The sequence below is a fragment of the Rathayibacter sp. AY1G1 genome, assembly GCF_002932095.1.
Taxonomy (GTDB): Bacteria; Actinomycetota; Actinomycetes; order Actinomycetales; family Microbacteriaceae; genus Rathayibacter.
This window is the reverse complement of sequence record NZ_PSUZ01000018.1, coordinates 17680-40179: the sequence shown is the minus strand read 5'-3', so window position 1 is coordinate 40179 and position 22500 is coordinate 17680. Positions and strand designations below refer to the sequence as shown.

Here is a 22500-nt window from a genome sequence, read left to right as displayed (position 1 = left end):
ACGGGGGCGGCGGGTACGGTGGCCTCATGGCGACCAGTACCAAGACGACCTCGCGCGGGCGCGGCAGCGCGACTCCGCGCTCCGGCGCGCCGCGATCCGGCCGGGGCTCGGGCAAGGCGGCCGCTGAAACGAAGACGGTGGCCTTCGAGTCCGCCCCGCGCACCAACCCCGCCGTGCGGCTCTGGATGGCGCTGGCCCACCTCGCGGGCGGCGCCGCCCGCGCCCTCGGTCCCGAGCGGCTGGCGAAGGAGGAGCGCCGCGACGGCGTCCCCTTCCTGCTGCTGCTGCTGGCCGTCGCGGGCGCGGTGGTCGAGTGGTTCCTCGCGACCGACCCGGTCGCCCTGGTGCTCGACGCGTGGAGCTTCGGCGGCTTCTTCGGCCGTGTCGCCTACGTGCTGCCGGTCGTCCTTCTCCTCTTCTCCCTCTGGCTCTTCCGGCACCCCCGGTCCGTCGACGACAACGGGCGGATCGGCGTGGGCGTCATCACGCTGCTCGTCGCCTCCGCCGGCATCTGCCACGCGCACCTCGGCCTGCCGCAGCCCGGCCAGGGAATCGAGACCATGGCGGCCGCGGGAGGCGTCCTCGGCTGGCTGGTGGGCGCCCCGCTCGCGGCGATCGCCACCGTCCCCGGCGCGACCGTGCTGCTGTCTCTCGTGATCCTGCTGTCGCTGTTCATCATCACCAAGACCCCGCCGAACCGCATCGGCGCGCGCTCGCGGGAGCTCTACGGCTACCTCTTCGGCGCCCCCGTGCTCGACGACGAGGAGCGCGCCCGCCTCAAGGCCGAGCGGGCCGCCGCGAAGGCCGCGGCGAAGGCGGAGGCCGAGCAGGAGGAGGACGCGCAGCAGGACGGCGGAGAGCTGCCCTGGTGGCGGCGCACCGAGTCCGGGCGCGAGGACGAGCCGACCGTGCAGACCGAGCTCCCGATCGACTCCTTCACCGAGGTCATCGAGGGCGCCGCGCCGGCCCGCGGCCGCGCGAAGGGCTTCGACACCGCGCTCGAGGAGCGCGACGACGAGGCCCACCCGCCGACCCGCTCCTACGCCACCGAGGTGCTGGCCGAGGCCGAGACCGCCGAGGCGGCGCTCGCCCGCTTCGAGCAGACGGGCGCTCCCCGCGGCGCGACCGGCGTGGTCGACGACGACGCGACCGAGGTCATCCGGCTCGACCGCCTCGACGTGGCGCCCGCCGTCCCGATCCCGCCCGTCATCGAGACCGGCCCGATCGCGCCCCTCGCCGAGGAGGACCCGACCGCCGGTTTCGACTCCTCGTTCGAGGACGACGCGCCGTACCGCCTCCCTTCGGCGGCCGCCCTCTCGACGGGCACGCCCTCCAAGGCGCGCTCGGCGGCCAACGACGAGATGGTCCGCGCCATCACCGAGGTGCTGCAGCAGTTCAACGTGGACGCGACGGTCACCGGCTTCTCCCGCGGCCCGACCGTCACCCGCTACGAGATCGAGCTCGGCCCCGGCGTCAAGGTCGAGCGCGTCACCGCGCTCAGCAAGAACCTCTCCTACGCCGTCGCCAGCAACGAGGTCCGGATCCTCTCCCCGATCCCGGGCAAGAGCGCGATCGGCGTCGAGATCCCCAACACGGACCGCGAGATCGTCTCGCTGGGCGACGTCCTCCGCTCGCCGGCCTCGACGACGTCCACGCACCCGATGACCATCGGCGTCGGCAAGGACGTCGAGGGCGGCTACGTCGTGGCGAACCTCGCCAAGATGCCGCACCTCCTGGTCGCCGGCTCCACCGGCTCCGGCAAGTCCAGCTTCGTCAACTCGATGATCACGAGCCTGCTGATGCGCGCGCGCCCGCAGGACGTGCGCATGGTCCTGATCGACCCCAAGCGCGTGGAGCTCACCATCTACGGCGGAGTGCCGCACCTGATCACTCCGATCATCACGAACCCCAAGAAGGCCGCCGAGGCGCTGCAGTGGGTCGTGAAGGAGATGGACATGCGCTACGACGACCTGGCGTCGTTCGGGTTCCGCCACATCGACGACTTCAACGCGGCCGTCCGCGCCGACGAGATCAAGCTCCCCGCGGGCAGCAGCCGCGTCCTCAAGCCGTACCCGTACCTCCTCGTGGTGGTCGACGAGCTCGCCGACCTGATGATGGTCGCCCCGCGCGACGTCGAGGACTCGATCGTGCGCATCACCCAGCTCGCGCGCGCCTCGGGCATCCACCTCGTGCTGGCCACGCAGCGGCCGAGCGTCGACGTGGTGACCGGCCTCATCAAGGCGAACGTGCCCAGCCGCCTCGCCTTCGCGGTGACCAGCGTGACCGACTCGCGGGTCATCCTCGACCAGCCGGGAGCCGACAAGCTCATCGGGCAGGGCGACGGCCTCTTCCTCCCCATGGGCACCAACAAGCCGATGCGCGTCCAGGGCGCCTGGGTCCGCGAGGACGAGATCGCGAAGGTCGTCGAGCACGTCACCCGTCAGGCGCAGCCCGAGTACCGCCAGGACATCACCGTGCAGGCGCAGCGCAAGGAGATCGACTCCGACATCGGGGACGACCTCGAGCTGCTGGTCGCGGCGGCCGAGCTCGTCGTCAGCACGCAGTTCGGCTCGACCTCGATGCTGCAGCGCAAGCTCCGCGTCGGCTTCGCCAAGGCCGGCCGACTGATGGACCTGCTCGAGTCGCGCGAGGTCGTCGGCCCCTCCGAGGGGTCGAAGGCCCGCGACGTGCTGGTCACCGCCGAGCAGCTGCCGGGCGTCCTCGCGCGGATGCGCGGCGAGGACACGGGCGAGGGGCCGGCCGCGCCGTCCTCGGTCGCCCCGGACCCGTACGCGGATCCGCTGGCCGAGCCGACGGGGCCCGCCGCCAACGACTACCACGACGACGACGAGGGGTCCGGCGAGGACGCCTGGACGCTGACGGGACGCGAGTGACCGTCCCGGTCGCCCGCACTGCGAGGAACGGCGGAGCACGATGACCCACCCCACCGCACCGGCTCCGGCCGCGTCGGGCAACTGGAACCTGCCGAACGCGATCACGGTCGTCCGGATCCTGCTGGCGCCCGTCTTCTTCTGGCTCCTGCTGGCCGACGGGGGGCAGGACGGCGGGATCCGGATCGCCGCGGCGATCCTCTTCATCGTCGCGATCGCCACGGACGGCATCGACGGGCACATCGCCCGGAGCCGGGGCCTCGTGACGGATCTCGGCAAGCTCTTGGATCCGATCGCCGACAAGGTGCTCACCGGCGCGGCGCTCGTCGGGCTCTCGATCCTCGCGGAGCTGCCGTGGTGGGTGACGATCGTCATCCTCGTGCGCGAGATCGGCATCACCGTGTTCCGGATGGCCGTGCTCTCGGACCGGGTGATCCCGGCGTCGCGGGGCGGCAAGCTCAAGACGATCGTGCAGTCGATCGCGATCTCCCTCGCTCTGCTGCCGCTCTGGGCCGTCCTCGGCGAGTGGGTCCACTGGCTGAACGGCATCACGATGACGGCGGCGGTGGTGCTCACGGTCGCCACCGGGATCGACTACCTCGCCGACGCCGCCCGCCAGAGCCGGGCCGCCCGGTCGACGCGGTGACGGCCGCGCAGCTGATCGCCGAGCTCCGGCGGCGGGGTGTCGACCTCGCCGTCGCGGAGTCCCTCACCGGCGGCGCGCTCAGCTCCGCCCTCGTGGAGGTGCCCGGCGCCTCCGCCGTGTACCGCGGGGGAGTGGTGAGCTATGCCACCGACCTCAAGGACCGGCTCCTCGGGGTCGACGCGCGCGTCCTCGGCGAGCGGGGTCCCGTCGATCCCGGAGTCGCCGTGCAGATGGCGCGCGGAGCGTCCTCGCGGCTCGCAGCCGACGGGCGTCCGACGCTCGGCCTGGCGACCACTGGGGTCGCCGGTCCGGATCCGCAGGGGGACACGGCCGTCGGCACCGTCTTCGTGGCGGCCGTCCTCGGCGAGGACGAGCTCGTCCGTGAGCACCGGTTCGACGGCGACCGCGCCGCGATCCGCGCCGCCTCGGTCGACGCGGCCCTCGCCCTCGGCGCGGAGCTGATCTCCCGGGGGGCATGAGGCGGATACCCAGCGAGGGCCCTCCGGGAATCGGAATGCGCCGCATTGCGGCCCGGTTACAACTGGTGTCGCTCACACGCAAAGTCCAGTCATCCGGTATTAGAGTCGACACCATACGAACCGGGTAGTGAACAGCTATCCGGTTCTCTCGTCCCAGCCCCCCGATCACCCGCTCCGGAATCTCCGGCGCTCGTGCTCGCGGTGCAGGTGCACGACATGCGGTTGACGTGGAGAAGGAGGGTCCAGTGGTTCTAGTTCGTCAGGAGATCGGCGATGTCCTCAGGGACTTTCGCCTGCAGAAAGGTCGTACGCTCCGTCAGGTGGCGAGCAAGGCGAGCGTTGCGCTCGGCTACCTGAGCGAGGTCGAACGCGGTCAGAAGGAGGCCTCCTCGGAGATCCTCGCCTCTGTCGCCGACGCCCTCGACACCCCCATCTCGGTGATCATGCGCGAGGTCGGCGATCGTCTCGCCGTCATCGAGGGCATCGACACCATCCCCGACACCATCCCGGCCGACATGGTCGCCGGCTTCGACGCGGACCTCGTCACGCAGTAGTCGGCCCCCGTCCCCTCCACTCACCGCACCCGCTCCACGCGAAGGGCGCCCAGGCTCCGGCCGGGCGCCCTTCGGCGTTCCCGGGGGGGTGCGGCCTCCGGGCAGCGGCTACCGTGGACGCATGCGCTTGAGCGAGTTCCGGCAGCTGGTGGACGACGAGTTCGGCGGCGCCTACGCCCGTGTCCTGGTCTCGGACCTCGTGCTGACCGAGCTCGGGGGCCGCACAGCCGAGCGCGCCCTCGCGGACGGAGCGGAGCCGCGCGAGGTCTGGCTCGCCCTCTGCCGCGCCAACGACGTCCCGGAGGCCCGGTGGCACGGCGTGGATCCGCGGAAGCGTCACCGCTGACGCTCCCGTCGCCGAAGCCGTGTTCGACACGCCGACGGCTCGTGCTCGAATCCGTGTTCGAACGGGTCTAGGCTCCTCCACAGAAGCAGGAACGGCCCCGTCTCCACGGAGTCGCTCTCGCTCGGCCCCGATGTCGGTGGTCGGGCGTACCGTCGGAGACACCTGAACGGACCTGCTTCACCGCCTTGTCGCAGCCGGCCGGCACTGTCACTCCGACAGCCACCGGCATGTCGCGACAGCCTGTAGGCGACACCACCACGAACACGAGAGCGAGACGGCCATGCCCAGTTCCTCCGACCGCGAGAAGTCCCTCGAGACCGCACTCGCCCAGATCGACCGCCAGTTCGGCAAGGGCGCCGTCATGCGCCTCGGAAGCGACGACCGCGCTCCCGTCGAGGTGATCCAGACCGGTTCGATCGCGCTCGACGTCGCGCTCGGGATCGGCGGGCTCCCCCGCGGCCGCATCGTCGAGATCTACGGCCCCGAGTCCTCCGGAAAGACAACCCTCACGCTGCACGCGATCGCGAACGCGCAGCGCAACGGCGGCATCGCCGCCTTCATCGACGCGGAGCACGCGCTCGACCCCGAGTACGCCAAGAAGCTCGGCGTCGACATCGACTCCCTCCTCGTGTCGCAGCCCGACACCGGAGAGCAGGCGCTCGAGATCGCCGACATGCTCGTGCGCTCGGGCTCGATCGACCTCATCGTGATCGACTCCGTCGCGGCCCTCGTGCCGCGTGCCGAGATCGAGGGCGAGATGGGCGACTCCCACGTCGGCCTGCAGGCGCGCCTCATGTCCCAGGCGCTGCGCAAGCTGACCGGCGGACTGAACACCACGAACACCACGATGATCTTCATCAACCAGCTGCGCGAGAAGATCGGCGTCTTCTTCGGAAGTCCCGAGACCACGGCGGGCGGCAAGGCGCTCAAGTTCTACGCGTCGGTCCGCCTCGACATCCGCCGCATCGAGACGCTGAAGGACGGCACCGACGCGGTCGGCAACCGCACCCGCGTCAAGGTCGTGAAGAACAAGATGGCCCCGCCCTTCAAGCAGGCCGAGTTCGACATCCTCTACGGCGTCGGCATCTCCCGCGAGGGCAGCCTGATCGACTTCGGTGTCGAGCACGAGATCGTCCGCAAGTCGGGCGCCTGGTACACCTACGACGGCGACCAGCTCGGCCAGGGCAAGGAGAAGGCGCGCCAGTTCCTCATCGACAACGCCGATGTGGCCGCTGAGATCGAGAAGCGCATCCTGGTGAAGCTCGGCGTGATCGTCGACCCGAACGCGGCCGTCGAGGCCGCGCCGGTCGCGATCGAGACCAAGCAGCCCGTGCGCAAGGGCGCCTAGCCCGTGGCGGAGAAGGCCGCGGAGGGGGCGAAGGGCCGCCCCGTGGCCTTCCTGCCCTGGGTCGACCGGGGTGCGGCGGGCGACGAGGGCTGGGCTCCGGCGGCGCCGGACGCCGACGGGGCCGGGTCGCTTCCGGAGCCGTCCGGAGCCGGGACGCCGCGTACCAGAGCTCCCGGGACGGTCGCAGGCGAGTTGGAAGGCTCCGCCGTCGGGGGCGCCGCGTCTCCGGCCTCCGAGCGGATCGCCGAGCTCTCGGCTCATGTCGCCCGGCGCGCGCCGGCGTTCGTCGAGAACGCGGACGACGAGGACGACGACGACGCGATCGAGGTCCCGGAGGAGATCGATCCCGAGCAGGTCGCGGATCGGATCGTACGGGGGCTCTCCCGCAAGAGCCTCTCGGTCGCCGAGGTCGAGGCGCGCCTCTACACGGAGGGCGTCGCCGAGAAGGACGCCCTCGAGATCCTCGAGCGCTTCACGCGCTTCGGCTACCTCGACGACCTCCGCATGGCGGAGCAGCTGGTCGTCTCGCTCCGCGACCGCAAGAAGCTCGGCCGCTCCTCCATCCAGCAGGAGCTGCGCGCGCGGAAGATCGACCCCGAGGCGATCGCGTCAGCGCTCGACGAGCTGGACGGCGACGACGAGTACCGCACGGCGCTCGAGCTCGCGCGCAAGCGCCTGCCGAGCCTGCGCTCTCTCTCCGACGAGGTCGCCGAGCGCCGGCTCACGGGATTCCTCGCGCGCCGCGGCTACGCCGGCGGACTCGTGCAGCGCGTCGTCCGCGAGACGATCCGCAAGCCGGGGTCGAGCGTCCGCTTCCGCTGACACGGCGGGCCGAGGCGGTCCGACCGGGGCGTAGAATCCCACACCATGAGCACGCTCGGTACCGCCCCGTCGCCCGTCGCCGAGACCCGGCCGAGGACCTACGAGGTCCGTACGTTCGGGTGCCAGATGAACGTGCACGACTCCGAGCGGCTGAGCGGTTCGCTCGAGGCGGCGGGCTACGTGTCCGCCGATGGAGCCGAGGCCGACGTCGTCGTCATCAACACCTGCGCGGTGCGCGAGAACGCCGACAACAAGCTCTACGGCAACCTCGGCCACCTCGCGTCGGTGAAGCGCCGCCACGAGGGGATGCAGATCGCGGTCGGCGGCTGCCTCGCGCAGAAGGACAAGAACGTCATCCTCGACCGCGCCCCGTGGGTCGACGTCGTCTTCGGCACGCACAACATGGGCGCCCTCCCGAGCCTGCTCGAGCGCGCCCGCCACAACGACGAGGCGCAGCTCGAGATCCTCGAGTCGCTCGATGTCTTCCCCTCCACGCTCCCCACGAAGCGCGACTCGACCTACAGCGGCTGGGTCTCGATCTCGGTCGGCTGCAACAACACCTGCACCTTCTGCATCGTCCCCTCGCTCCGCGGCAAGGAGAAGGACCGGCGCCCCGGCGACGTGCTCGCCGAGATCCAGGCGCTCGTGGACGACGGCGCGATCGAGGTCACCCTTCTCGGCCAGAACGTGAACTCCTACGGCGTCGAGTTCGGCGATCGCCAGGCGTTCTCGAAGCTGCTCCGCGCGGCGGGCACCATCGACGGGCTCGAGCGGATCCGCTTCACGAGCCCCCATCCCGCGGCCTTCACCGACGACGTGATCGACGCCATGGCCGAGACGCCGGCGGTGATGCCGCAGCTGCACATGCCGCTCCAATCCGGCTCCGACCGCGTCCTCAAGGCGATGCGCCGCTCCTACCGCTCCGAGAAGTTCCTCGGGATCCTCGACCGGGTGCGCGATCGCATCCCGCACGCGGCGATCAGCACCGACATCATCGTGGGCTTCCCCGGCGAGACGGAGGCCGACTTCCAGGAGACCCTGCGGGTGGTCGAGGCGGCCCGCTTCGCCTCCGCCTTCACCTTCCAGTACTCCATCCGGCCCGGCACCCCGGCCGCGACGCTGCCCGACCAGATCCCCAAGGCGGTCGTCCAGGAGCGTTACGAGCGGCTCGTCGCCCTGCAGGACGCGATCAGCGAGCAGGAGAACCGCGCAGTCGTCGGCCGAGAGGTCGAGGTCCTCGTCGCGACCGGCGAGGGCCGTCGCGACACGGAGACGCACCGGCTGAGCGGACGCGCCGAGGACAGCCGTCTGGTGCACTTCGACGTGCCCGAGGGCTCCGAGCAGCCGCGTCCCGGAGACGTGGTCTCCGTCCGGGTCACCCGTGCCGCCCCCTTCTACCTCCTGGCGGATTCGCCCGACGGCGCGCCGCTCCGCATCCGCCGCACCCGCGCGGGCGACGCCTGGGACCGGGCGCAGACCGAGTCCTGCGGAGTTCCGGCCGCCCCGGGCGGGAGCGGGGCGCCCCGGGTCTCGCTGGGCCTGCCGTCGCTGCGCGTGCGCGACGCCGGCACGCTGACGACGCCGATCTACGACGCCCTCGATGGCGAGCGCTGAGACCGGAGCCCCCGATACCGCGCCGGAGCTCATCGCGGTCGTCGGCGCGACCGGCACGGGCAAGTCCGACCTCTCGCTCGAGCTCGCCGAGGCGATCCGGCAGGACGGCGGCGCCGCTGAGATCGTGAACGCCGACGCGATGCAGCTCTACCGCGGGATGGACATCGGCACCGCGAAGCTGCCCGCCGACGAGCGTCGGGGCGTCCCGCACCACCTGCTCGACGTCCTCGACGTGACGGAGGAGGCGTCGGTCGCCCGCTACCAGAGCGAGGCGCGGCGCGTGATCGAGAGCGTGCTGGCGCGCGGGGCGACGCCGATCCTCGTCGGGGGCTCCGGTCTGTACGTCTCCAGCGTCGTCTTCGAGTTCTCGTTCGCGGGCACCGACCCGGCCGTCCGGCGCCGGCTCGAGGAGACCGCCGAGCGGGAGGGCCTGGGCGCCCTCGTCGAGCGGTTGCGCCGGATCGACGCCGGAGTGGCCGAGCGGATCGGTCCGCACAACGCCCGGCGCATCGTCCGCGCGCTCGAGATCGCGGAGCTCACCGGCGGGAGCACGCACAGCGCGCTGATGTCCGACGAGCCGGTTCGGTGGCGCCCCGCCTCGATCCTGTTCCTCGAGGCTCCGCGGGAGGAGCTGGTGCAGCGCCTCGACCGGCGGGTGGAGCGGATGTGGGCGACCGGGATGCTCGACGAGGTCGAGCGGCTCGTCCCCTTCGGCCTGGAGCGCGGCGTCACAGCCGGGCGGGCCATCGGGTACGCCCAGGCGCTCGCCCAGCGTGCCGGCGTCCTCCGCGAGGAGGAGGCGATCGCGGCGACGCAGGCGCTCACGCGCCGCTACGCACGTCGGCAGAACAGCTGGTTCCGGCGCTACGCCGGCGCCCACCGGCTCCCGTACGACGCGCCGGACCTGGTGTCGCGGGCGCACGCCGCCGCCCAGGCCGCCGCTCCCGCTCCTCGCTAGGCTGTGCGCCATGACGATCGAGCTGCACTTCACCAAGGGCCAGGGCACCGGCAACGACTTCGTGCTCTTCAGCGACCCGGACGGTGAGGTCGACCTCTCGCCCGCGCAGATCGCGATGATCTGCGACCGCCACTTCGGCGTCGGCGCCGACGGCGTCATCCGTGCCGTCCGCTCCCGCGCGATCCCGGAGGGCGCCGCGGCTCTGGCCGAGGAGAGCGAGGCGGAGTGGTTCATGGACTACCGCAACGCCGACGGCTCGATCGCCGAGATGTGCGGCAACGGCATCCGCGTCTACGCCGCGTTCCTGCTCGCGGGCGGCCTCGCGGCGCTCGAGCCCGGCGACACCCTGCCGATCGGCACCCGCGCCGGCGTCCGCGACGTCACCCGCAGCGGTGCCGGGTTCCAGGTCGACCTCGGCCGCTGGGAGCTGGCGGGCGGCGAGCCCCTGGTGCGGGCGAAGGAGCTCAAGGTCGCGCGCCCCGGTCTCGGGATCGACCTCGGCAATCCGCACGTGGTCGTCGCCCTCAGCAACGACGAGGAGCTCGACTCCGCCGACCTCTCCTACATCCCGCAGCTCGACCCGGAGCTCGAGGACGGCGCGAACGTCGAGTTCGTGGTTCCCGGCGAGCCCCTGGTCCACGACGGGATCGGGCGGATCCGGATGCGCGTGCACGAGCGCGGCAGCGGCGAGACCCTGAGCTGCGGCACGGGTGCCGCGGCGGCGGCACTGGCGGTGCGCTACTGGGCGGGAGCGCGCGCTCCGCAGGCCTGGCGCGTGGAGGTCCCGGGCGGCACGCTCGGCGTGACGATGTTCGCGGCGGAGGAGGGCGAGCACGTCGGGCTCTCCGGCCCGGCCGACCTCGTCTTCACCGGGACGATCCGGATCGACTGAGGACCCGGTCAGGCCAGGCGGGTCGTCCGCAGCACGCGGAAGCCCTTCGCCGAGGAGACGCGCTCCACGTCGAGCCGCCCGGCGAACGCGGCGCCCAGCCAGGTCTGGAGCGAGTCGGAGCCGAGGTTGCGCTGCACGACGAGCCAGGCGTCCGCGCCCTCCTCGAGCCGCGGCAGCCAGCGTTCGAGCAGGAGGTGCAGCTCCTCCTTGCCGATGCGGATCGGCGGGTTCGACCACACGGTGCGGAAGCGGACGTCGTCGGGAACATCCTCGGGCAGCACGGCGTTGACATTGAGGACGCCGAGTTCCTCGCAGTTGCGACGGACCAGCTCGAGCGCCCGCTGGTTGACGTCGACCGCCCACACCCGGGCGTCGGGGGAGGCGAGGGCGAGCGCGAGGGCGATCGGGCCCCAGCCGCAGCCGAGGTCCAGCAGGTCCCCGTCAGCGGGGGCGTCGGGCACCGCGTCCAGCAGGACGCGTGTGCCGAGATCGACGTGACCGGGGCTGAACACCCCTCCTGCCGTCGTGACCTCGAGGTCGCGGCCGGCCAGGCGGGCCTGGATCCTGCGGGGCCGGAGGTCGCCGTCGGGAGTACTCGAGAAGTAGTGCTCGGCGGCCATGAGAAGTGAACCTATCAAGACCTGAGGAGTTAGTGTTATCCGGATGACGGAAGACCTGAACGAGACCGACACGACCGAGGCCGTGGACGTCGTCTCGAGGGTCCTGGCGAACGCGCAGTCGCGTTCGGCAGGGTACTCGCGCTTCGTCGCGGGTGGAGCCCAGGCGCTGCAGAGCGCCGGCCACGAGGGCGAGAACAGCGACGGCGAGCAGTTCGACCGCGACGACCGGCAGGCGCTGCGACGCGTCGCCGGCCTCTCGACCGAGCTCGAGGACGTCACGGAGGTCGAGTACCGCCAGCTGCGCCTGGAGAACGTCGTGCTCATCGGCGTGTACTCGCAGAATTCGCTGGAGGACGCGGAGAACTCGTTGCACGAGCTCGCCGCGCTCGCGGAGACGGCGGGAGCGACGGTCCTCGACGGCCTGCTCCAGCGCCGCCCGCACCCCGATCCGAGCACCTACCTCGGCAAGGGCAAGGCCCAGGAGCTCGCGGGGCTCGTCGCGGCCCTCGGCGCGGACACGGTCGTCGCCGACACCGAGCTCGCACCGAGCCAGCGGCGTGCGCTGGAGGACGTGGTGAAGGTCAAGGTGATCGACCGCACCGCGGTGATCCTCGACATCTTCAGCCAGCACGCGAAGAGCCGTGAGGGCAAGGCGCAGGTCGAGCTCGCGCAGCTCGAGTACCTGCTCCCGCGACTGCGCGGCTGGGGCGAGTCCATGTCCCGCCAGGCCGGCGGCCAGGTGGGCGCGGGAGCCGGAATGGGCTCGCGCGGTCCGGGTGAGACGAAGATCGAGCTCGATCGTCGCCGCATCCACACCCGCATGGCGCGCCTGCGCAAGCAGATCACGGCGATGAAGCCCGCCCGCGAGGCCAAGCGCGCGAACCGCAAGCGCAACGCCGTCCCCTCGGTGGCGATCGCGGGATACACGAACGCCGGCAAGTCGAGCCTGCTGAACCGGATGACGCACGCGGGCGTCCTCGTCGAGAACTCGCTCTTCGCGACCCTCGACGCCACCGTCCGCAAGGCCCAGACGAAGGACGGGCGCCTCTACACGCTCGCCGACACGGTCGGCTTCGTGCGAGCGCTTCCGCACCAGCTCGTCGAGGCCTTCCGGTCGACGCTCGAGGAGGTCGCGGACTCCGATGTGATCGTCCACGTCGTGGACGCCTCCCACCCCGATCCGGCCGGGCAGATCGCCACCGTGCGCGACGTGATCGGCGAGGTGGGCGCCCGCAGCATCCCCGAGATCATCGCCTTCAACAAGGCCGATCTGGTGGACGAGGGCACGCGGCTGGTGCTGCGCGGTCTCGCTCCCGACGCGGTCTTCGTGTCGGCGCGCAGCGGCGAGGGCATCGACGAGCTGGAGGCGCGGATCGCCGAGATCCTGCCCGAGCCGGACGTCGAGATCGACCTGCTCGTGCCGTACGACCGGGGCGACGTGATCTCGCATCTGCACCGCAGCGGCCGGATCCTGTCGACGCAGTACGTCGAGGGCGGCACCCACGTGGTCGCCCTCGTGCACGCCGACCTGGCGGGCTCGCTCGCCGAGTTCGCGGTTCCGCGCGCGGCCGTCCAGGCCTGATCGCCACCACCCGAGCGCCCGTCTCCCCGTCCGGGAGGCGGGCGCTCGGCGCATCCGGGAGGGGGTGCGGCGTCCCGCACCACCGACCGGCGGCGGCCGGAGGGTTCGGCGACGGGGTTTCGGCGGCCCTCCTCCGCCTTCCCGTGACCGCGACGGAGGGGCGCGCGCCCCGATCGCCGGTGCCCGTCGAACGCAGGAGGGGCCCGGCCGGCTGCACGCCGGTCGGGCCCCTCCTGCGTTCCCGGTGTCAGACCGAGCGGAGGACCGCCACGATCTTCCCGAGCACCTCGGCCTCGTCGCCGAGGATCGGCTCGAAGTTGGAGTTGCGGGGCAGCAGCCAGGTGTGGCCGTCGCGCTGGCGCAGCACCTTGACGGTGGCCTCGCCGTCGAGCATGGCCGCTACGATCTCGCCGTTCTCGGCGGTGCGCTGCGAGCGGACCACGACCCAGTCACCGTCGCAGATCGCGGCGTCGATCATCGACTCGCCGACGACCTTGAGCATGAAGAGCTCGCCCTTGCCGACGAGCTGCCGGGGAAGCGGGAACACCTCGTCGATCTGCTGGTCGGCCATGATCGGCACACCCGCCGCGATCCGGCCGACGAGGGGGACCATCGCCGCGTCGCCGACCGTCGCGGTCGACTCGAACGACCCGTCGTCCTCCGTCGAGCTGGGGACGTCGATGAGGATCTCGAGGGCGCGGGGCCGGTTCGGGTCACGGCGCAGGTAGCCGCTGAGCTCGAGCTGGTTGAGCTGGTGGGTGACGCTCGACAGCGAGGCGAGGCCGACCGCGTCGCCGATCTCGCGCATGCTCGGCGGGTAGCCGCGGCTCGACACCGAGCGCTGGATCGCGTCGAGGATCGCGAGCTGCTTGGCGCTCAGGCTCTTCCGGCGCCGGCCCGCGGCCGCCTTCGTCTTGGCGGCCGGGGTCCCGGCCCTCTGCGCGTCGCTCACGATGCTCCCTCTTCCCGGTGCGCACGCCGCGTGCGCGCCCGCCCGGTCGCGACCCGACAAGGAATGTCGGTGGTCGCTGCTCTACTACGACCAGGCTCTCGAAACTGTATCCGCCGGAACTCACGAGTCGGAACATTCGTTCGAGTGTGTCGCGCGCGAGTCCGCCCGCGGATCAGCCGAAACGGTCCCTTGACCGCTCCGGCGTTCGAAGATATGTTCGGTACAGGCGTTCGGGGCGGCCCTCCCGGCCGAGGGCCTCCCCGAATCCCTGTTGAAAGGAGCGATCCCATGACCGCACAGCTCACCTCCCGCCCGCTCCAGCGCTCGTCCGCGGCCCGGCCCGTCGAGGTACTGCCGTCCGCTCCCGAGCCGATGAACGCGTTCGGCGAAGCGCGGATCGTTCGCACCCGTCTGCGCCTCACGCGCCGCGGCCGCGCCGTGGTGGCCGCTCTGGGGGCCCTGCCGATCGTGGCGGGCGCCTTCGCCTTCGGGCTCAACGGCGGTGGAGCGGTCGCGTCGAGCGACGCCGCTGCGGTCGAGTTCCAGTACGTCACCGTTCACGCGGGCGAGTCGCTCTGGTCGCTCGCCGAGGAGCTCGCCCCGCAGGCGGACCCGCGCGACGTGGTCGACGACATCCTCTCCCTCAACCAGCTCTCGAGCGCGGGCGTCGAGCCCGGGCAGCGCCTCGCGGTCCCGGCCGAGTACGACACCGCTCGCTGAGCCGGGCTGCCCGGACGTCCGCGCCGGGTGCTTCGCTACCATTCCCTGGTGACGACTCTCGATGACCTGCCCCTCCGCGACGACCTCCGAGGCAGGCACCCGTACGGTGCACCCCAGGCGGTCGTGCCCGTCGCCCTCAACGTCAACGAGAACACCCACCCGGTCCCGGACGACGTGATCGCCGACATCGTCGGGCGGGTCACGGAGGCGCTGCGCACCGTCAACCGGTATCCCGACCGCGAGTTCCGAGAGCTGCGCGACTCCCTCGCCGGCTACCTCGGTCACGGGCTCACCGCGGACGGCGTGTGGGCTGCGAACGGATCGAACGAGGTGCTCCAGCACGTCCTTCAGGCCTTCGGCGGTCCCGGGCGCTCGCTGCTGGGGTTCGCGCCCACCTATTCGATGTACTCGATCCTCGCGTCGGGGAGCGGAACGGAGTGGATCCCCGCTCCGCGCGAGGCGGAGTTCGAGATCGGAGCCGAGTACGCCGCGGAGCAGGTGCGCCGGGCCCGGCCCGACATCGTCTTCCTCTGCGCTCCGAACAACCCGACCGGGACGCCGCTCGACCTCGCCGTGATCGAGGCGGTCTACGACGCGACCGACGGCATCGTCGTCGTCGACGAGGCGTACGCCGAGTTCGCGGGCAGGGGCGCGCCCACCGCGCTGAGCCTCCTCCCCGGGCGACCGCGCCTGCTCGTGTCCCGCACCATGAGCAAGGCCTTCGCCTTCGCCGGCGTCCGCCTGGGCTACCTCGCCGCCGACCCCGCGGTGATCGACGCGCTCCGCCTCGTCCGCCTCCCGTACCACCTGTCGGCCCTCACCCAGGCCGCCGCGACCGCCGCCCTCGCTCACGCCGACGAGATGCTCGCCATGGTCGGCGAGATCATCGTGCAGCGCGACCGGATGATCGACGGCCTGCGCGCCCTCGGCTACCGCCCGTACGCGACCGGCAGCAACTTCGTCCTCTTCGGCGGTGTCGCGGATCCGGCCGCCGTGTTCGAGGGCCTGCTCGCCCGCGGCGTCCTCATCCGCGACGTCGGCATCCCGAACCACCTCCGTGTCAGCGCCGGCACCGAGGAGGAGACGACCGCGTTCCTCGAGGCGCTCGCCTCCCTCCCCGCACCGTCGGCCGACCCCACGGTGGCGCTCTCGCGCGAGTGAGCTCCGCCCGGGGGCGGCGACGCGGCGCGAATAGACTGGGAGGCATGACCTCCCCGAGCGCCGCACCCGGGCGCACCGCCTCCCTCAGCCGTGCCACCAGCGAGTCGAGCATCGAGCTCTCCCTCGACCTCGACGGCACGGGCGTCGCCGATCTCGAGACCGGCGTGCCCTTCTTCGACCACCTGCTGACGGCGTTCGCGAAGCATTCGCTCACGGACCTGCGCGTCCGGGCCCGCGGCGACATCGAGATCGACATCCACCACACCGCGGAGGACATCGGCATCGTACTCGGCACGGCCATCCGACAGGCTCTCGGCGACAAGGCCGGGATCTCACGCTTCGGCGACGCGCTCGTCCCCCTCGACGAGGCGCTCGTGCAGGCGGTCGTCGACATCTCGGGGCGCCCCTACCTCGTGCACACCGGCGAGCCGGAGGGCTTCGCGCTGCACCTGATCGGCGGCCACTTCACCGGGTCGATGGTGCGCCACGTCTTCGAGGCGATCGCGTTCAACGCCGGCCTCACCGTGCACGTCACGGTGCTCGGCGGCAGGGACCCGCACCACATCGCCGAAGCGGAGTTCAAGGCGTTCGCCCGCGCCTTCCGTCAGGCCAAGGCCCTCGATCCGCTCGTCTCCGGCGTGCCGTCGACGAAGGGCGCGCTGTGAGCTCGGCCCGCCCCTCCGTCGTGGTCTACGACTACGGCTCGGGGAACGTGCACTCCGCCGTCAAGGCGCTCGAGCTCGCCGGGGCCGACGTCGAGCTGACGGGGGACCGGCAGCGGGCGCTGGAGGCGGACGGCCTCCTCGTGCCCGGCGTCGGCGCCTTCGACGCCGTGATGTCGGCACTGACCCGCGCCCGCGGCGGCGAGATCATCGAGAAGCGCCTCGCCGGCGGGCGCCCCGTCCTGGGCATCTGCGTCGGGATGCAGGTGCTCTTCGAGCGCGGCGTCGAGCGCGGGGTCGAGAGCGAGGGCCTGGGCGAGTGGCCGGGGACGGTGGACCTCCTCCCGGCCGAGGTCGTCCCGCACATGGGTTGGAACACCGTCTCCGCTCCCGAGGGCTCGGTGCTCTTCGACGGCATCGCCGAGGAGCGCTTCTACTTCGTGCACTCCTACGGCGCCCGCGAGTGGTCGCTCGACGTGATGTCCCCGTTCCCGCGTCCCGCGGTCACCTGGGCCGATCACGGAGGCCCCTTCATCGCCGCGGTCGAGAACGGGCCGCTCTCGGCCACGCAGTTCCACCCCGAGAAGTCGGGGGCCGCCGGGCTCCGGCTGCTGGCCAATTGGCTGGGCACCCTCCGCACGAACTAGGATCGGCCGGTGGTCGGCGCCTCCAGGGGCCGGCACCGGCTCCGAGACTGAGGATGACGATGAGCGAGTTCACCAAGGCCCCGGGCCTGGTCCTCCTGCCCGCGATCGACGTGGCGGGCGGCAGGGCCGTGCGGCTCACGCAGGGCGAGGCCGGGACCGAGACCAACTACGGCGACCCGATCGACGCCGCGGGCGACTGGGCCGACCAGGGCGCGGAGTGGATCCACCTCGTCGACCTCGACGCCGCCTTCGGCCGCGGCGACAACCACGGCATCATGAAGAAGGTCATCCGGCAGGTGAAGGGCGTCAACGTCGAGCTCTCCGGCGGGATCCGCGACGACCGCAGCCTCGAGTCCGCGCTGAGCGCCGGCGCGAAGCGCATCAACCTCGGCACCGCGGCGCTCGAGAACCCCGAGTGGGCCGCGAGCGTCATCGCGCAGTACGGCGACCAGATCGCCGTCGGGCTCGACGTCCGGGGCACCACGCTCGCCGCGCGCGGCTGGACCAAGGAGGGCGGCGACCTCTGGCAGGTCCTCGACCGCCTGGAGGAGGCCGGCTGCACCCGCTACGTCGTCACCGACGTCACGAAGGACGGCACGCTCAAGGGCCCGAACCTCGAGCTCCTCGAGCAGGTCATGGCCCGCACCCACCGCCCCGTGATCGCCTCGGGCGGCATCTCGAACCTCGACGACATCGCCGCTCTGCGCGACCTCGTGCCCCAGGGGCTCGAGGGCGCGATCGTCGGCAAGGCGCTGTACGCGGGCGCGTTCACGCTCGCGGAGGCCCTGGATGTCGCATCCGAGTGAGCCCCGCCCGCTCCCGGCGCATCTGACCGACTCCGCCGGCACTCCCTGGGCGGGCCGGCACTTCGAGCCGAGCGCAGCACCGGAGGACGACGGGAGCGCCCCGGAGGCGCTGGTCGCCGCGCTCGAGTCCTTCGCCGGTGGCACTCGCGGCCCGGAGGCCGTGGTCGACGCGCTCCGCACGTCCCGCCTGCTCATCCCTCTGGTCGCCCGCCTCGGCGAGGAGGCCGAGGGGGTCGGGGGACTCCGGGCGGACAAGACGCAGGAGCTCGCGATCGTCACGGTCGCCGGACCCGACGGCCGCACGGTGCTCCCCGTCTTCAGCGGCGTCGAGAGCATGCGCCGGTGGGACCCGGCCGCCCGTCCCGTCCCTGTCGACGGGCGCCGCGCGGCCCTGGCGGCCGTCGCGGAGGGCACCGAGGTGATGGTCCTCGACCCCGCGTCCGAGCGGGCGTTCGCGGTCCGGCGCCCGGCGCTCTGGGCGATCGCGGAGGGCGGCGACTGGCGGCCGGCCCCCGCCGATGCGGAGGTGCTCCGGGCTCTGCGCGCGGCTGCGGAGGGGGAGCGGGCGGTCGCCTCGCTCGAGGTGCGCGCGGGAGATCCGGAGCAGCGCCTGGCGGGGCCCGAGCTCGTGGTGGTCCTGAGCCTGCGCCCGGGGCTCGATCAGGACGCGCTCGGCGCCCTCGTCGCGCGCCTGGGGGAGCGGTGGGCGGCCGACGAGACCGTCGCGCAGCGCGTCGACTCGATGACGCTGCAGCTCGCCGCCGCCCGCTGACTCCCGATCAGGTGACCGGGCCGGTCCACTTCTCGCCCGGGCCCTTGCCGATCGGGTCGGCGATCGGGGACGCCTCACGGAACGCGAGCTGGAGGGTGCGGAGGCCGTCGCGCAGGCTCCGGGCGTGCATGTCGCTGATGTCGGGCGCCCCGGCCGTGACCAGGCCCGCGAGCGCGTTGATGAGCTTGCGCGCCTCGTCGAGGTCGACCTGCGCTCCGGGCTCGTCGGCGAGCCCGCACTTGACGGCGGCCGCGCTCATCAGGTGCACGGCGGCGGTGGTGATGATCTCCACCGCCGGGACCTCCGCGATGTCGCGCGCGGCCTCCACGTCGGAGGCTCCGCCGTCCTCGCCGAATCGTCGCGTGTAGTCGTCGTCGTACTGGGCCATGGGTCCTTCGTTCGTCGTCCGTGGTGGAGGGGCGCGGCCGCCGCAGCAGAGGATCGAGGGGCGGCCGGATCCGCTCTGTCGGGCGGGCCGCCGGTCTGCTATGGTTGTCCGGGCTCCGAGGCATGTCCTCGGTTCGAAAGTGGAGATTCTCCCACCCGCGCTTGACCGCTTCACAAGGTTACCGGGTCAGAAGCACTCCGCCCCCGAGGGTCGTCAGACCACCGGAGGCAGGGCTGCGGCTCTCGAGGTCCGCCTCGGGAACCGCGTCACAGGGTGCGAGCGCCGTGCTGCAGGCACGACGTGGACGGGACGATCACCTCTCTCGGGTGCGCTGGAGAAGACTCCGGCAGCGCAGCTGCACTCACCGAGATCAGAGGAGAAACGCAATCAGCGATCCCCGTACCAACGACCGTATCCGCGTCCCCGAGGTCCGCCTCGTGGGTCCCGCAGGAGAACAGGTCGGCGTCGTCAAGATCGAGGTCGCCCTGCGACTCGCGCAGGACGCAGACCTGGACCTGGTCGAGGTCGCCCCCAACTCCAAGCCGCCCGTGGCCAAGATCATGGACTACGGGAAGTTCAAGTACGAGCAGGCTCAGAAGCTCAAGGAAGCCCGTCGCAACCAGGCGAACACGATCCTCAAGGAGGTCCGTTTCCGCCTGAAGATCGACAAGCACGACTACGAGACCAAGCGCAAGCGCGCCGAGGGCTTCCTGAAGGCCGGCGACAAGGTCAAGGCGATGATCCTCTTCCGCGGTCGCGAGCAGTCGCGTCCCGAGATGGGCGTCCGCCTGCTCCAGCGCTTCGCGGAGGACGTCGCCGAGTTCGGCCAGGTCGAGTCCACCCCGACCATCGACGGTCGCAACATGGTGATGGTCATCGGCCCGCTGAAGAACAAGTCCGAGGCGAAGGCCGAGGCCAATGCGGTCCGCGCCGCTCGTCGCGAGGCCAACACCCCCGAGGACACGGCCGAGGCCGAGTCCGTCTAGTACTTCGCCGCCCCGGCCTCGGGGCCGGTGGACGCCCCGCTCGCGGGGCACCGGTTTCGCCCCGCCGAGCGCGGAGTGACGTTCACAAGGAGAGAACATGCCCAAGATGAAGACCCACTCGGGTGCCAAGAAGCGCTTCAAGGTGACCGGCTCCGGCAAGGTCATGAAGCAGCAGGCCGGCATGCGTCACAACCTGGAGTCCAAGTCCAGCGTTCGCACGCGCCGCCTCAACCAGGACCAGGTCCTCGCCCCGCAGGACGCCAAGGTCGCCAAGAAGCTTCTCGGTCTGTAGCCCACCGCCGGCGCAGCCCGCTGCGCCGCGTGGTCGCTACTCAGCCGACACGGATCGATAGGAAGAAACAGCAATGGCAAGAGTGAAGAGGGCCGTCAACGCCCACAAGAAGCGTCGCGTCATCCTCGAGCGCGCCTCGGGCTACCGCGGCCAGCGGTCGCGCCTCTACCGCAAGGCGAAGGAGCAGGTCACCCACTCCCTCGTCTACTCGTACCGCGACCGCCGCGCCAAGAAGGGCGAGTTCCGTCGTCTCTGGATCCAGCGCATCAACGCCGCGTCCCGCGCGAACGGTCTGACCTACAACCGCTTCATCCAGGGCCTCGCCCTGGCCGGCGTCCAGGTCGACCGCCGCATCCTCGCGGACCTCGCGATCACCGAGCCGGCCACGTTCGCCTCGCTCGTCGCGACCGCGAAGAGCGCGCTGCCCGCCGACACCTCGGCGCCCAAGGCCGCAGCGTAGTCAGCACGGATTCCCGGAGGGGGTCGCGACCGAGAGGTCGCGGCCCCCTCCGTCGTTCGCGGGCCCTCCCGCGCCGTGTCTGCGGGGGCGGCGATCACCGCGCCGATAGGCTCGCCGCATGCTCGACAACCCCCGCTCTCCCCGTGTCCGCTCCGTGGCGAAGCTCACCCGCCGCCCGGCCCGGCTCGAGACGGGGCTCTTCCTCCTCGAGGGCCCGCAGGCACTCTCCGAGGCGCTGCAGTACCGCCCGGAGCTGATCGTCGAGTCGTTCGCGACTCCGACCGCTCTGGAGCGGCACCCCGAGATCGTCGCCGCGGCCGCCGAGGCGGAGGTGGACATCGAGTACGTGACCGAGGATGTCCTCGACGCGATGGCCGACACCGTCACTCCGCAGGGCTTCGTCGCGGTCTGCCGTCAGTTCCCCACGTCGCTCAAGGACGTCGTCGCCTCCGAGCCGCGCCTCGTGGCGGTGCTCGAGGAGGTCCGCGATCCGGGCAACCTCGGCACGATCATCCGTGCCGCCGACGCCGCCGGCGCTGACGCGGTCGTGCTGTCCGGCCGCTCGGTCGACCTCTACAACCCCAAGGTCGTGCGCTCCACGACCGGCTCGCTCTTCCACCTCCCGGTCGCGGTCGGCGCCGACCTCGCCGACGTGCTGGGCCGGCTCCGCGGCGTGGGACTGCGCTCCGTCGCGGCCGACGTGAAGGGGGAGGACCTGCTCGACGTCCGCACCCGCGGGGACCTCGCCCAGCCGATCGTCTGGGTCTTCGGCAACGAGGCGCGCGGCCTCGAGGACGAGTCGCTCGCCCTCGTCGACGGCGTGGTGGCGGTGCCCATCTACGGGGCGGCGGAGTCGCTGAACCTCGCGACCGCGGCCTCCGTCTGCCTGTACGAGAGCGCCTTCGCGCTGCGTTCCTGAGAGGAACCGGGCCGAGGGTGCCGCGAACCTGGAGAACAGGGCGCGTTGTTACCCTTCGGTTAAGAATTCCCTCATGATTTGACCGGCCCATCCCCGTGTGCTTCTCTGACGGCATGGTCACAGCCCCGCAAGACGAGCGCGCCGCCGCTCCCGCCGGTGAACCCCTCGTCGTCCTCTCCGGGGTGCAGAAGCACTACGGCGACTTCCAGGCCCTGAAGGACATCGATCTGACGGTGCACCGGGGCGAGGTCGTCGTGGTCCTCGGCCCCTCCGGATCCGGCAAGTCGACGCTCTGCCGCACGGTCAACCGGCTCGAGACGATCTCGGGCGGCACCATCACCATCGACGGTCAGAAGCTCCCGGAGGAGGGCAAGGGCCTCGCCGCGCTCCGCGCCGACGTCGGGATGGTCTTCCAGTCGTTCAACCTCTTCGCGCACAAGACGATCCTCGAGAACGTCACCCTCGGCCCGATCAAGGTCCGCGGGCTCTCCCGCAAGGACGCGGAGGCCCAGGCCACGGCGCTGCTCGACCGGGTCGGCGTCGGCCACCAGGCCGCCAAGACCCCGGCCCAGCTCTCCGGCGGGCAGCAGCAGCGCGTCGCGATCGCGCGGGCGCTGGCGATGAAGCCCAAGGTGATGCTGTTCGACGAGCCGACCTCGGCGCTCGACCCCGAGATGATCAACGAGGTCCTGGACGTGATGGTCGGGCTCGCCAAGGACGGGATGACGATGATCGTCGTCACCCACGAGATGGGCTTCGCCCGGAAGGCCGCCGATCGCGTCGTGTTCATGGCCGACGGCGAGATCCTCGAGGACACCGACCCTGAGTCGTTCTTCACCGCGCCCCGCACCGACCGGGCCAAGGACTTCCTCTCCAAGCTCATCACGCACTAGAAGCGCGATCAGCAGCCACCAGGCAGGTCGGACCCGTGACCCGGGAGCCGACCCGACATCGCCCGCTCCGGCGGGCCGAACCCCAGGAAG

Annotated in this window: 25 protein-coding genes; 22 read left to right on the top strand and 3 right to left on the bottom strand. The window is 71.8% G+C overall.

From position 1 onward, the window contains the following. The first annotated feature begins 26 nt into the window (after positions 1-26). From C5C36_RS11265 to dapF, 10 genes are all read left to right on the top strand, one after another. Positions 27-2894, top strand: a complete 2868-nt coding sequence (locus tag C5C36_RS11265; RefSeq protein WP_104309767.1) for a DNA translocase FtsK — start codon at positions 27-29, stop codon at positions 2892-2894. A 40-nt stretch (positions 2895-2934) separates the two neighbouring features. Then, positions 2935-3537, top strand: coding sequence for a CDP-diacylglycerol--glycerol-3-phosphate 3-phosphatidyltransferase (pgsA, locus tag C5C36_RS11260; RefSeq protein WP_104309766.1), 603 nt, complete (start codon positions 2935-2937; stop codon positions 3535-3537). Further along, positions 3534-4016, top strand: a complete 483-nt coding sequence (locus tag C5C36_RS11255) for a CinA family protein (protein ID WP_104262712.1) — start codon at positions 3534-3536, stop codon at positions 4014-4016. The genes pgsA and C5C36_RS11255 overlap by 4 nt, the downstream gene beginning before the upstream one ends. A 245-nt stretch (positions 4017-4261) precedes the next feature. Continuing rightward, positions 4262-4570: a helix-turn-helix domain-containing protein gene (locus tag C5C36_RS11250; protein WP_068207524.1), complete on the top strand. Its 309-nt coding sequence runs from the start codon at positions 4262-4264 to the stop codon at positions 4568-4570. 121 nt (positions 4571-4691) lie between these two features. After that, a complete protein-coding gene (locus C5C36_RS11245) occupies positions 4692-4916 on the top strand; it encodes a DUF3046 domain-containing protein (RefSeq protein WP_104224474.1) in 225 nt (74 codons plus the stop codon). A gap of 280 nt (positions 4917-5196) precedes the next feature. Further along, positions 5197-6264, top strand: a complete 1068-nt coding sequence (gene recA / locus C5C36_RS11240; protein WP_104262713.1) for a recombinase RecA — start codon at positions 5197-5199, stop codon at positions 6262-6264. Between the two features lie 42 nt (positions 6265-6306). Next, positions 6307-7086: a regulatory protein RecX gene (locus C5C36_RS11235; RefSeq protein WP_146085327.1), complete on the top strand. Its 780-nt coding sequence runs from the start codon at positions 6307-6309 to the stop codon at positions 7084-7086. A gap of 45 nt (positions 7087-7131) precedes the next feature. Next, entirely contained in the window at positions 7132-8700 is a 1569-nt protein-coding gene (gene miaB, locus C5C36_RS11230; protein WP_104260627.1) for a tRNA (N6-isopentenyl adenosine(37)-C2)-methylthiotransferase MiaB, read from the top strand. Next, positions 8687-9658 carry a tRNA (adenosine(37)-N6)-dimethylallyltransferase MiaA gene (gene miaA, locus C5C36_RS11225; protein WP_104262716.1) on the top strand — a complete coding sequence of 324 codons (972 nt, stop codon included), beginning with the start codon at positions 8687-8689 and terminating at the stop codon, positions 9656-9658. The genes miaB and miaA overlap by 14 nt, the downstream gene beginning before the upstream one ends. A gap of 10 nt (positions 9659-9668) precedes the next feature. Further along, positions 9669-10550, top strand: coding sequence for a diaminopimelate epimerase (gene dapF / locus C5C36_RS11220; protein WP_104250184.1), 882 nt, complete (start codon positions 9669-9671; stop codon positions 10548-10550). Between the two features lie 8 nt (positions 10551-10558). Here dapF and C5C36_RS11215 read toward each other — a convergent pair whose 3' ends face one another. Next, positions 10559-11170, bottom strand: a complete 612-nt coding sequence (locus C5C36_RS11215) for a class I SAM-dependent methyltransferase (RefSeq protein ID WP_104224480.1) — start codon at positions 11168-11170, stop codon at positions 10559-10561. A 43-nt stretch (positions 11171-11213) separates the two neighbouring features. Here C5C36_RS11215 and hflX point away from each other — a divergent pair, with 43 nt between their 5' ends. Beyond that, entirely contained in the window at positions 11214-12752 is a 1539-nt protein-coding gene (hflX, locus tag C5C36_RS11210) for a GTPase HflX (protein ID WP_104309764.1), read from the top strand. Positions 12753-12999: 247 nt separating this feature from the next. Here hflX and lexA read toward each other — a convergent pair whose 3' ends face one another. Further along, positions 13000-13704 (bottom strand): transcriptional repressor LexA, encoded by a 705-nt coding sequence (lexA, locus tag C5C36_RS11205; RefSeq protein WP_104224482.1) that lies wholly within the window; start codon positions 13702-13704, stop codon positions 13000-13002. A 288-nt stretch (positions 13705-13992) separates the two neighbouring features. Here lexA and C5C36_RS11200 point away from each other — a divergent pair, with 288 nt between their 5' ends. From C5C36_RS11200 to C5C36_RS11175, 6 genes are read left to right on the top strand one after another with little or no spacing between them, the layout of a single operon-like run. Then, complete coding sequence (locus C5C36_RS11200) at positions 13993-14424, top strand: LysM peptidoglycan-binding domain-containing protein (RefSeq protein ID WP_308470901.1); 432 nt, start codon at positions 13993-13995, stop codon at positions 14422-14424. A 48-nt stretch (positions 14425-14472) separates the two neighbouring features. Beyond that, entirely contained in the window at positions 14473-15585 is a 1113-nt protein-coding gene (locus tag C5C36_RS11195; protein WP_181131480.1) for a histidinol-phosphate transaminase, read from the top strand. A gap of 44 nt (positions 15586-15629) precedes the next feature. Beyond that, positions 15630-16250 (top strand): imidazoleglycerol-phosphate dehydratase HisB, encoded by a 621-nt coding sequence (gene hisB, locus C5C36_RS11190; protein ID WP_104224484.1) that lies wholly within the window; start codon positions 15630-15632, stop codon positions 16248-16250. After that, positions 16247-16894, top strand: coding sequence for an imidazole glycerol phosphate synthase subunit HisH (gene hisH / locus C5C36_RS11185; RefSeq protein ID WP_104309763.1), 648 nt, complete (start codon positions 16247-16249; stop codon positions 16892-16894). The genes hisB and hisH overlap by 4 nt, the downstream gene beginning before the upstream one ends. A 59-nt stretch (positions 16895-16953) precedes the next feature. After that, a complete protein-coding gene (gene priA / locus C5C36_RS11180) occupies positions 16954-17700 on the top strand; it encodes a bifunctional 1-(5-phosphoribosyl)-5-((5-phosphoribosylamino)methylideneamino)imidazole-4-carboxamide isomerase/phosphoribosylanthranilate isomerase PriA (RefSeq protein ID WP_104224506.1) in 747 nt (248 codons plus the stop codon). Continuing rightward, a complete protein-coding gene (locus C5C36_RS11175; RefSeq protein ID WP_104309762.1) occupies positions 17684-18472 on the top strand; it encodes an SseB family protein in 789 nt (262 codons plus the stop codon). The genes priA and C5C36_RS11175 overlap by 17 nt, the downstream gene beginning before the upstream one ends. Before the next feature lie 7 nt (positions 18473-18479). On the opposite strand, the gene C5C36_RS11170 is transcribed toward C5C36_RS11175, so the two are convergent. Continuing rightward, positions 18480-18860: a DUF1844 domain-containing protein gene (locus C5C36_RS11170; RefSeq protein ID WP_104313470.1), complete on the bottom strand. Its 381-nt coding sequence runs from the start codon at positions 18858-18860 to the stop codon at positions 18480-18482. Between the two features lie 437 nt (positions 18861-19297). Between C5C36_RS11170 and infC the strand changes: the two genes are divergently transcribed. The 5 genes from infC to C5C36_RS11145 all read left to right on the top strand — a co-directional run bounded on the left by infC (position 19298) and on the right by C5C36_RS11145 (position 22410). After that, a complete protein-coding gene (infC, locus tag C5C36_RS11165) occupies positions 19298-19846 on the top strand; it encodes a translation initiation factor IF-3 (RefSeq protein WP_374952931.1) in 549 nt (182 codons plus the stop codon). A gap of 97 nt (positions 19847-19943) precedes the next feature. Then, a complete protein-coding gene (gene rpmI / locus C5C36_RS11160) occupies positions 19944-20138 on the top strand; it encodes a 50S ribosomal protein L35 (protein ID WP_055793295.1) in 195 nt (64 codons plus the stop codon). A gap of 73 nt (positions 20139-20211) precedes the next feature. Next, the gene (rplT, locus tag C5C36_RS11155) at positions 20212-20598 is read left to right on the top strand and encodes a 50S ribosomal protein L20 (RefSeq protein ID WP_104224487.1); all 387 of its coding nucleotides are present in this window, start codon (positions 20212-20214) and stop codon (positions 20596-20598) included. A 118-nt stretch (positions 20599-20716) separates the two neighbouring features. Next, the gene (locus C5C36_RS11150) at positions 20717-21517 is read left to right on the top strand and encodes an RNA methyltransferase (protein WP_104309761.1); all 801 of its coding nucleotides are present in this window, start codon (positions 20717-20719) and stop codon (positions 21515-21517) included. 113 nt (positions 21518-21630) lie between these two features. Continuing rightward, positions 21631-22410 carry an amino acid ABC transporter ATP-binding protein gene (locus C5C36_RS11145; protein ID WP_104224489.1) on the top strand — a complete coding sequence of 260 codons (780 nt, stop codon included), beginning with the start codon at positions 21631-21633 and terminating at the stop codon, positions 22408-22410. The last annotated feature ends 90 nt before the right edge of the window (positions 22411-22500 follow it).

Excerpts from the sequence above, each read along its gene's own strand:
- C5C36_RS11265 (WP_104309767.1), top strand. The coding sequence starts at position 27 with ATGGCGACCAGTACCAAGACGACCTCGCGCGGGCGCGGCAGCGCGACT.
- pgsA (WP_104309766.1), top strand. The coding sequence starts at position 2,935 with ATGACCCACCCCACCGCACCGGCTCCGGCCGCGTCGGGCAACTGGAAC.
- C5C36_RS11245 (WP_104224474.1), top strand. The coding sequence starts at position 4,692 with ATGCGCTTGAGCGAGTTCCGGCAGCTGGTGGACGACGAGTTCGGCGGC.
- recA (WP_104262713.1), top strand. The coding sequence starts at position 5,197 with ATGCCCAGTTCCTCCGACCGCGAGAAGTCCCTCGAGACCGCACTCGCC.
- miaB (WP_104260627.1), top strand. The coding sequence starts at position 7,132 with ATGAGCACGCTCGGTACCGCCCCGTCGCCCGTCGCCGAGACCCGGCCG.
- miaA (WP_104262716.1), top strand. The coding sequence starts at position 8,687 with ATGGCGAGCGCTGAGACCGGAGCCCCCGATACCGCGCCGGAGCTCATC.
- dapF (WP_104250184.1), top strand. The coding sequence starts at position 9,669 with ATGACGATCGAGCTGCACTTCACCAAGGGCCAGGGCACCGGCAACGAC.
- C5C36_RS11215 (WP_104224480.1), bottom strand. The coding sequence starts at position 11,170 with ATGGCCGCCGAGCACTACTTCTCGAGTACTCCCGACGGCGACCTCCGG.
- hflX (WP_104309764.1), top strand. The coding sequence starts at position 11,214 with ATGACGGAAGACCTGAACGAGACCGACACGACCGAGGCCGTGGACGTC.
- C5C36_RS11200 (WP_308470901.1), top strand. The coding sequence starts at position 13,993 with ATGACCGCACAGCTCACCTCCCGCCCGCTCCAGCGCTCGTCCGCGGCC.
- hisB (WP_104224484.1), top strand. The coding sequence starts at position 15,630 with ATGACCTCCCCGAGCGCCGCACCCGGGCGCACCGCCTCCCTCAGCCGT.
- priA (WP_104224506.1), top strand. The coding sequence starts at position 16,954 with ATGAGCGAGTTCACCAAGGCCCCGGGCCTGGTCCTCCTGCCCGCGATC.
- C5C36_RS11175 (WP_104309762.1), top strand. The coding sequence starts at position 17,684 with ATGTCGCATCCGAGTGAGCCCCGCCCGCTCCCGGCGCATCTGACCGAC.
- C5C36_RS11170 (WP_104313470.1), bottom strand. The coding sequence starts at position 18,860 with ATGGCCCAGTACGACGACGACTACACGCGACGATTCGGCGAGGACGGC.
- rpmI (WP_055793295.1), top strand. The coding sequence starts at position 19,944 with ATGCCCAAGATGAAGACCCACTCGGGTGCCAAGAAGCGCTTCAAGGTG.
- rplT (WP_104224487.1), top strand. The coding sequence starts at position 20,212 with ATGGCAAGAGTGAAGAGGGCCGTCAACGCCCACAAGAAGCGTCGCGTC.
- C5C36_RS11150 (WP_104309761.1), top strand. The coding sequence starts at position 20,717 with ATGCTCGACAACCCCCGCTCTCCCCGTGTCCGCTCCGTGGCGAAGCTC.
- C5C36_RS11145 (WP_104224489.1), top strand. The coding sequence starts at position 21,631 with ATGGTCACAGCCCCGCAAGACGAGCGCGCCGCCGCTCCCGCCGGTGAA.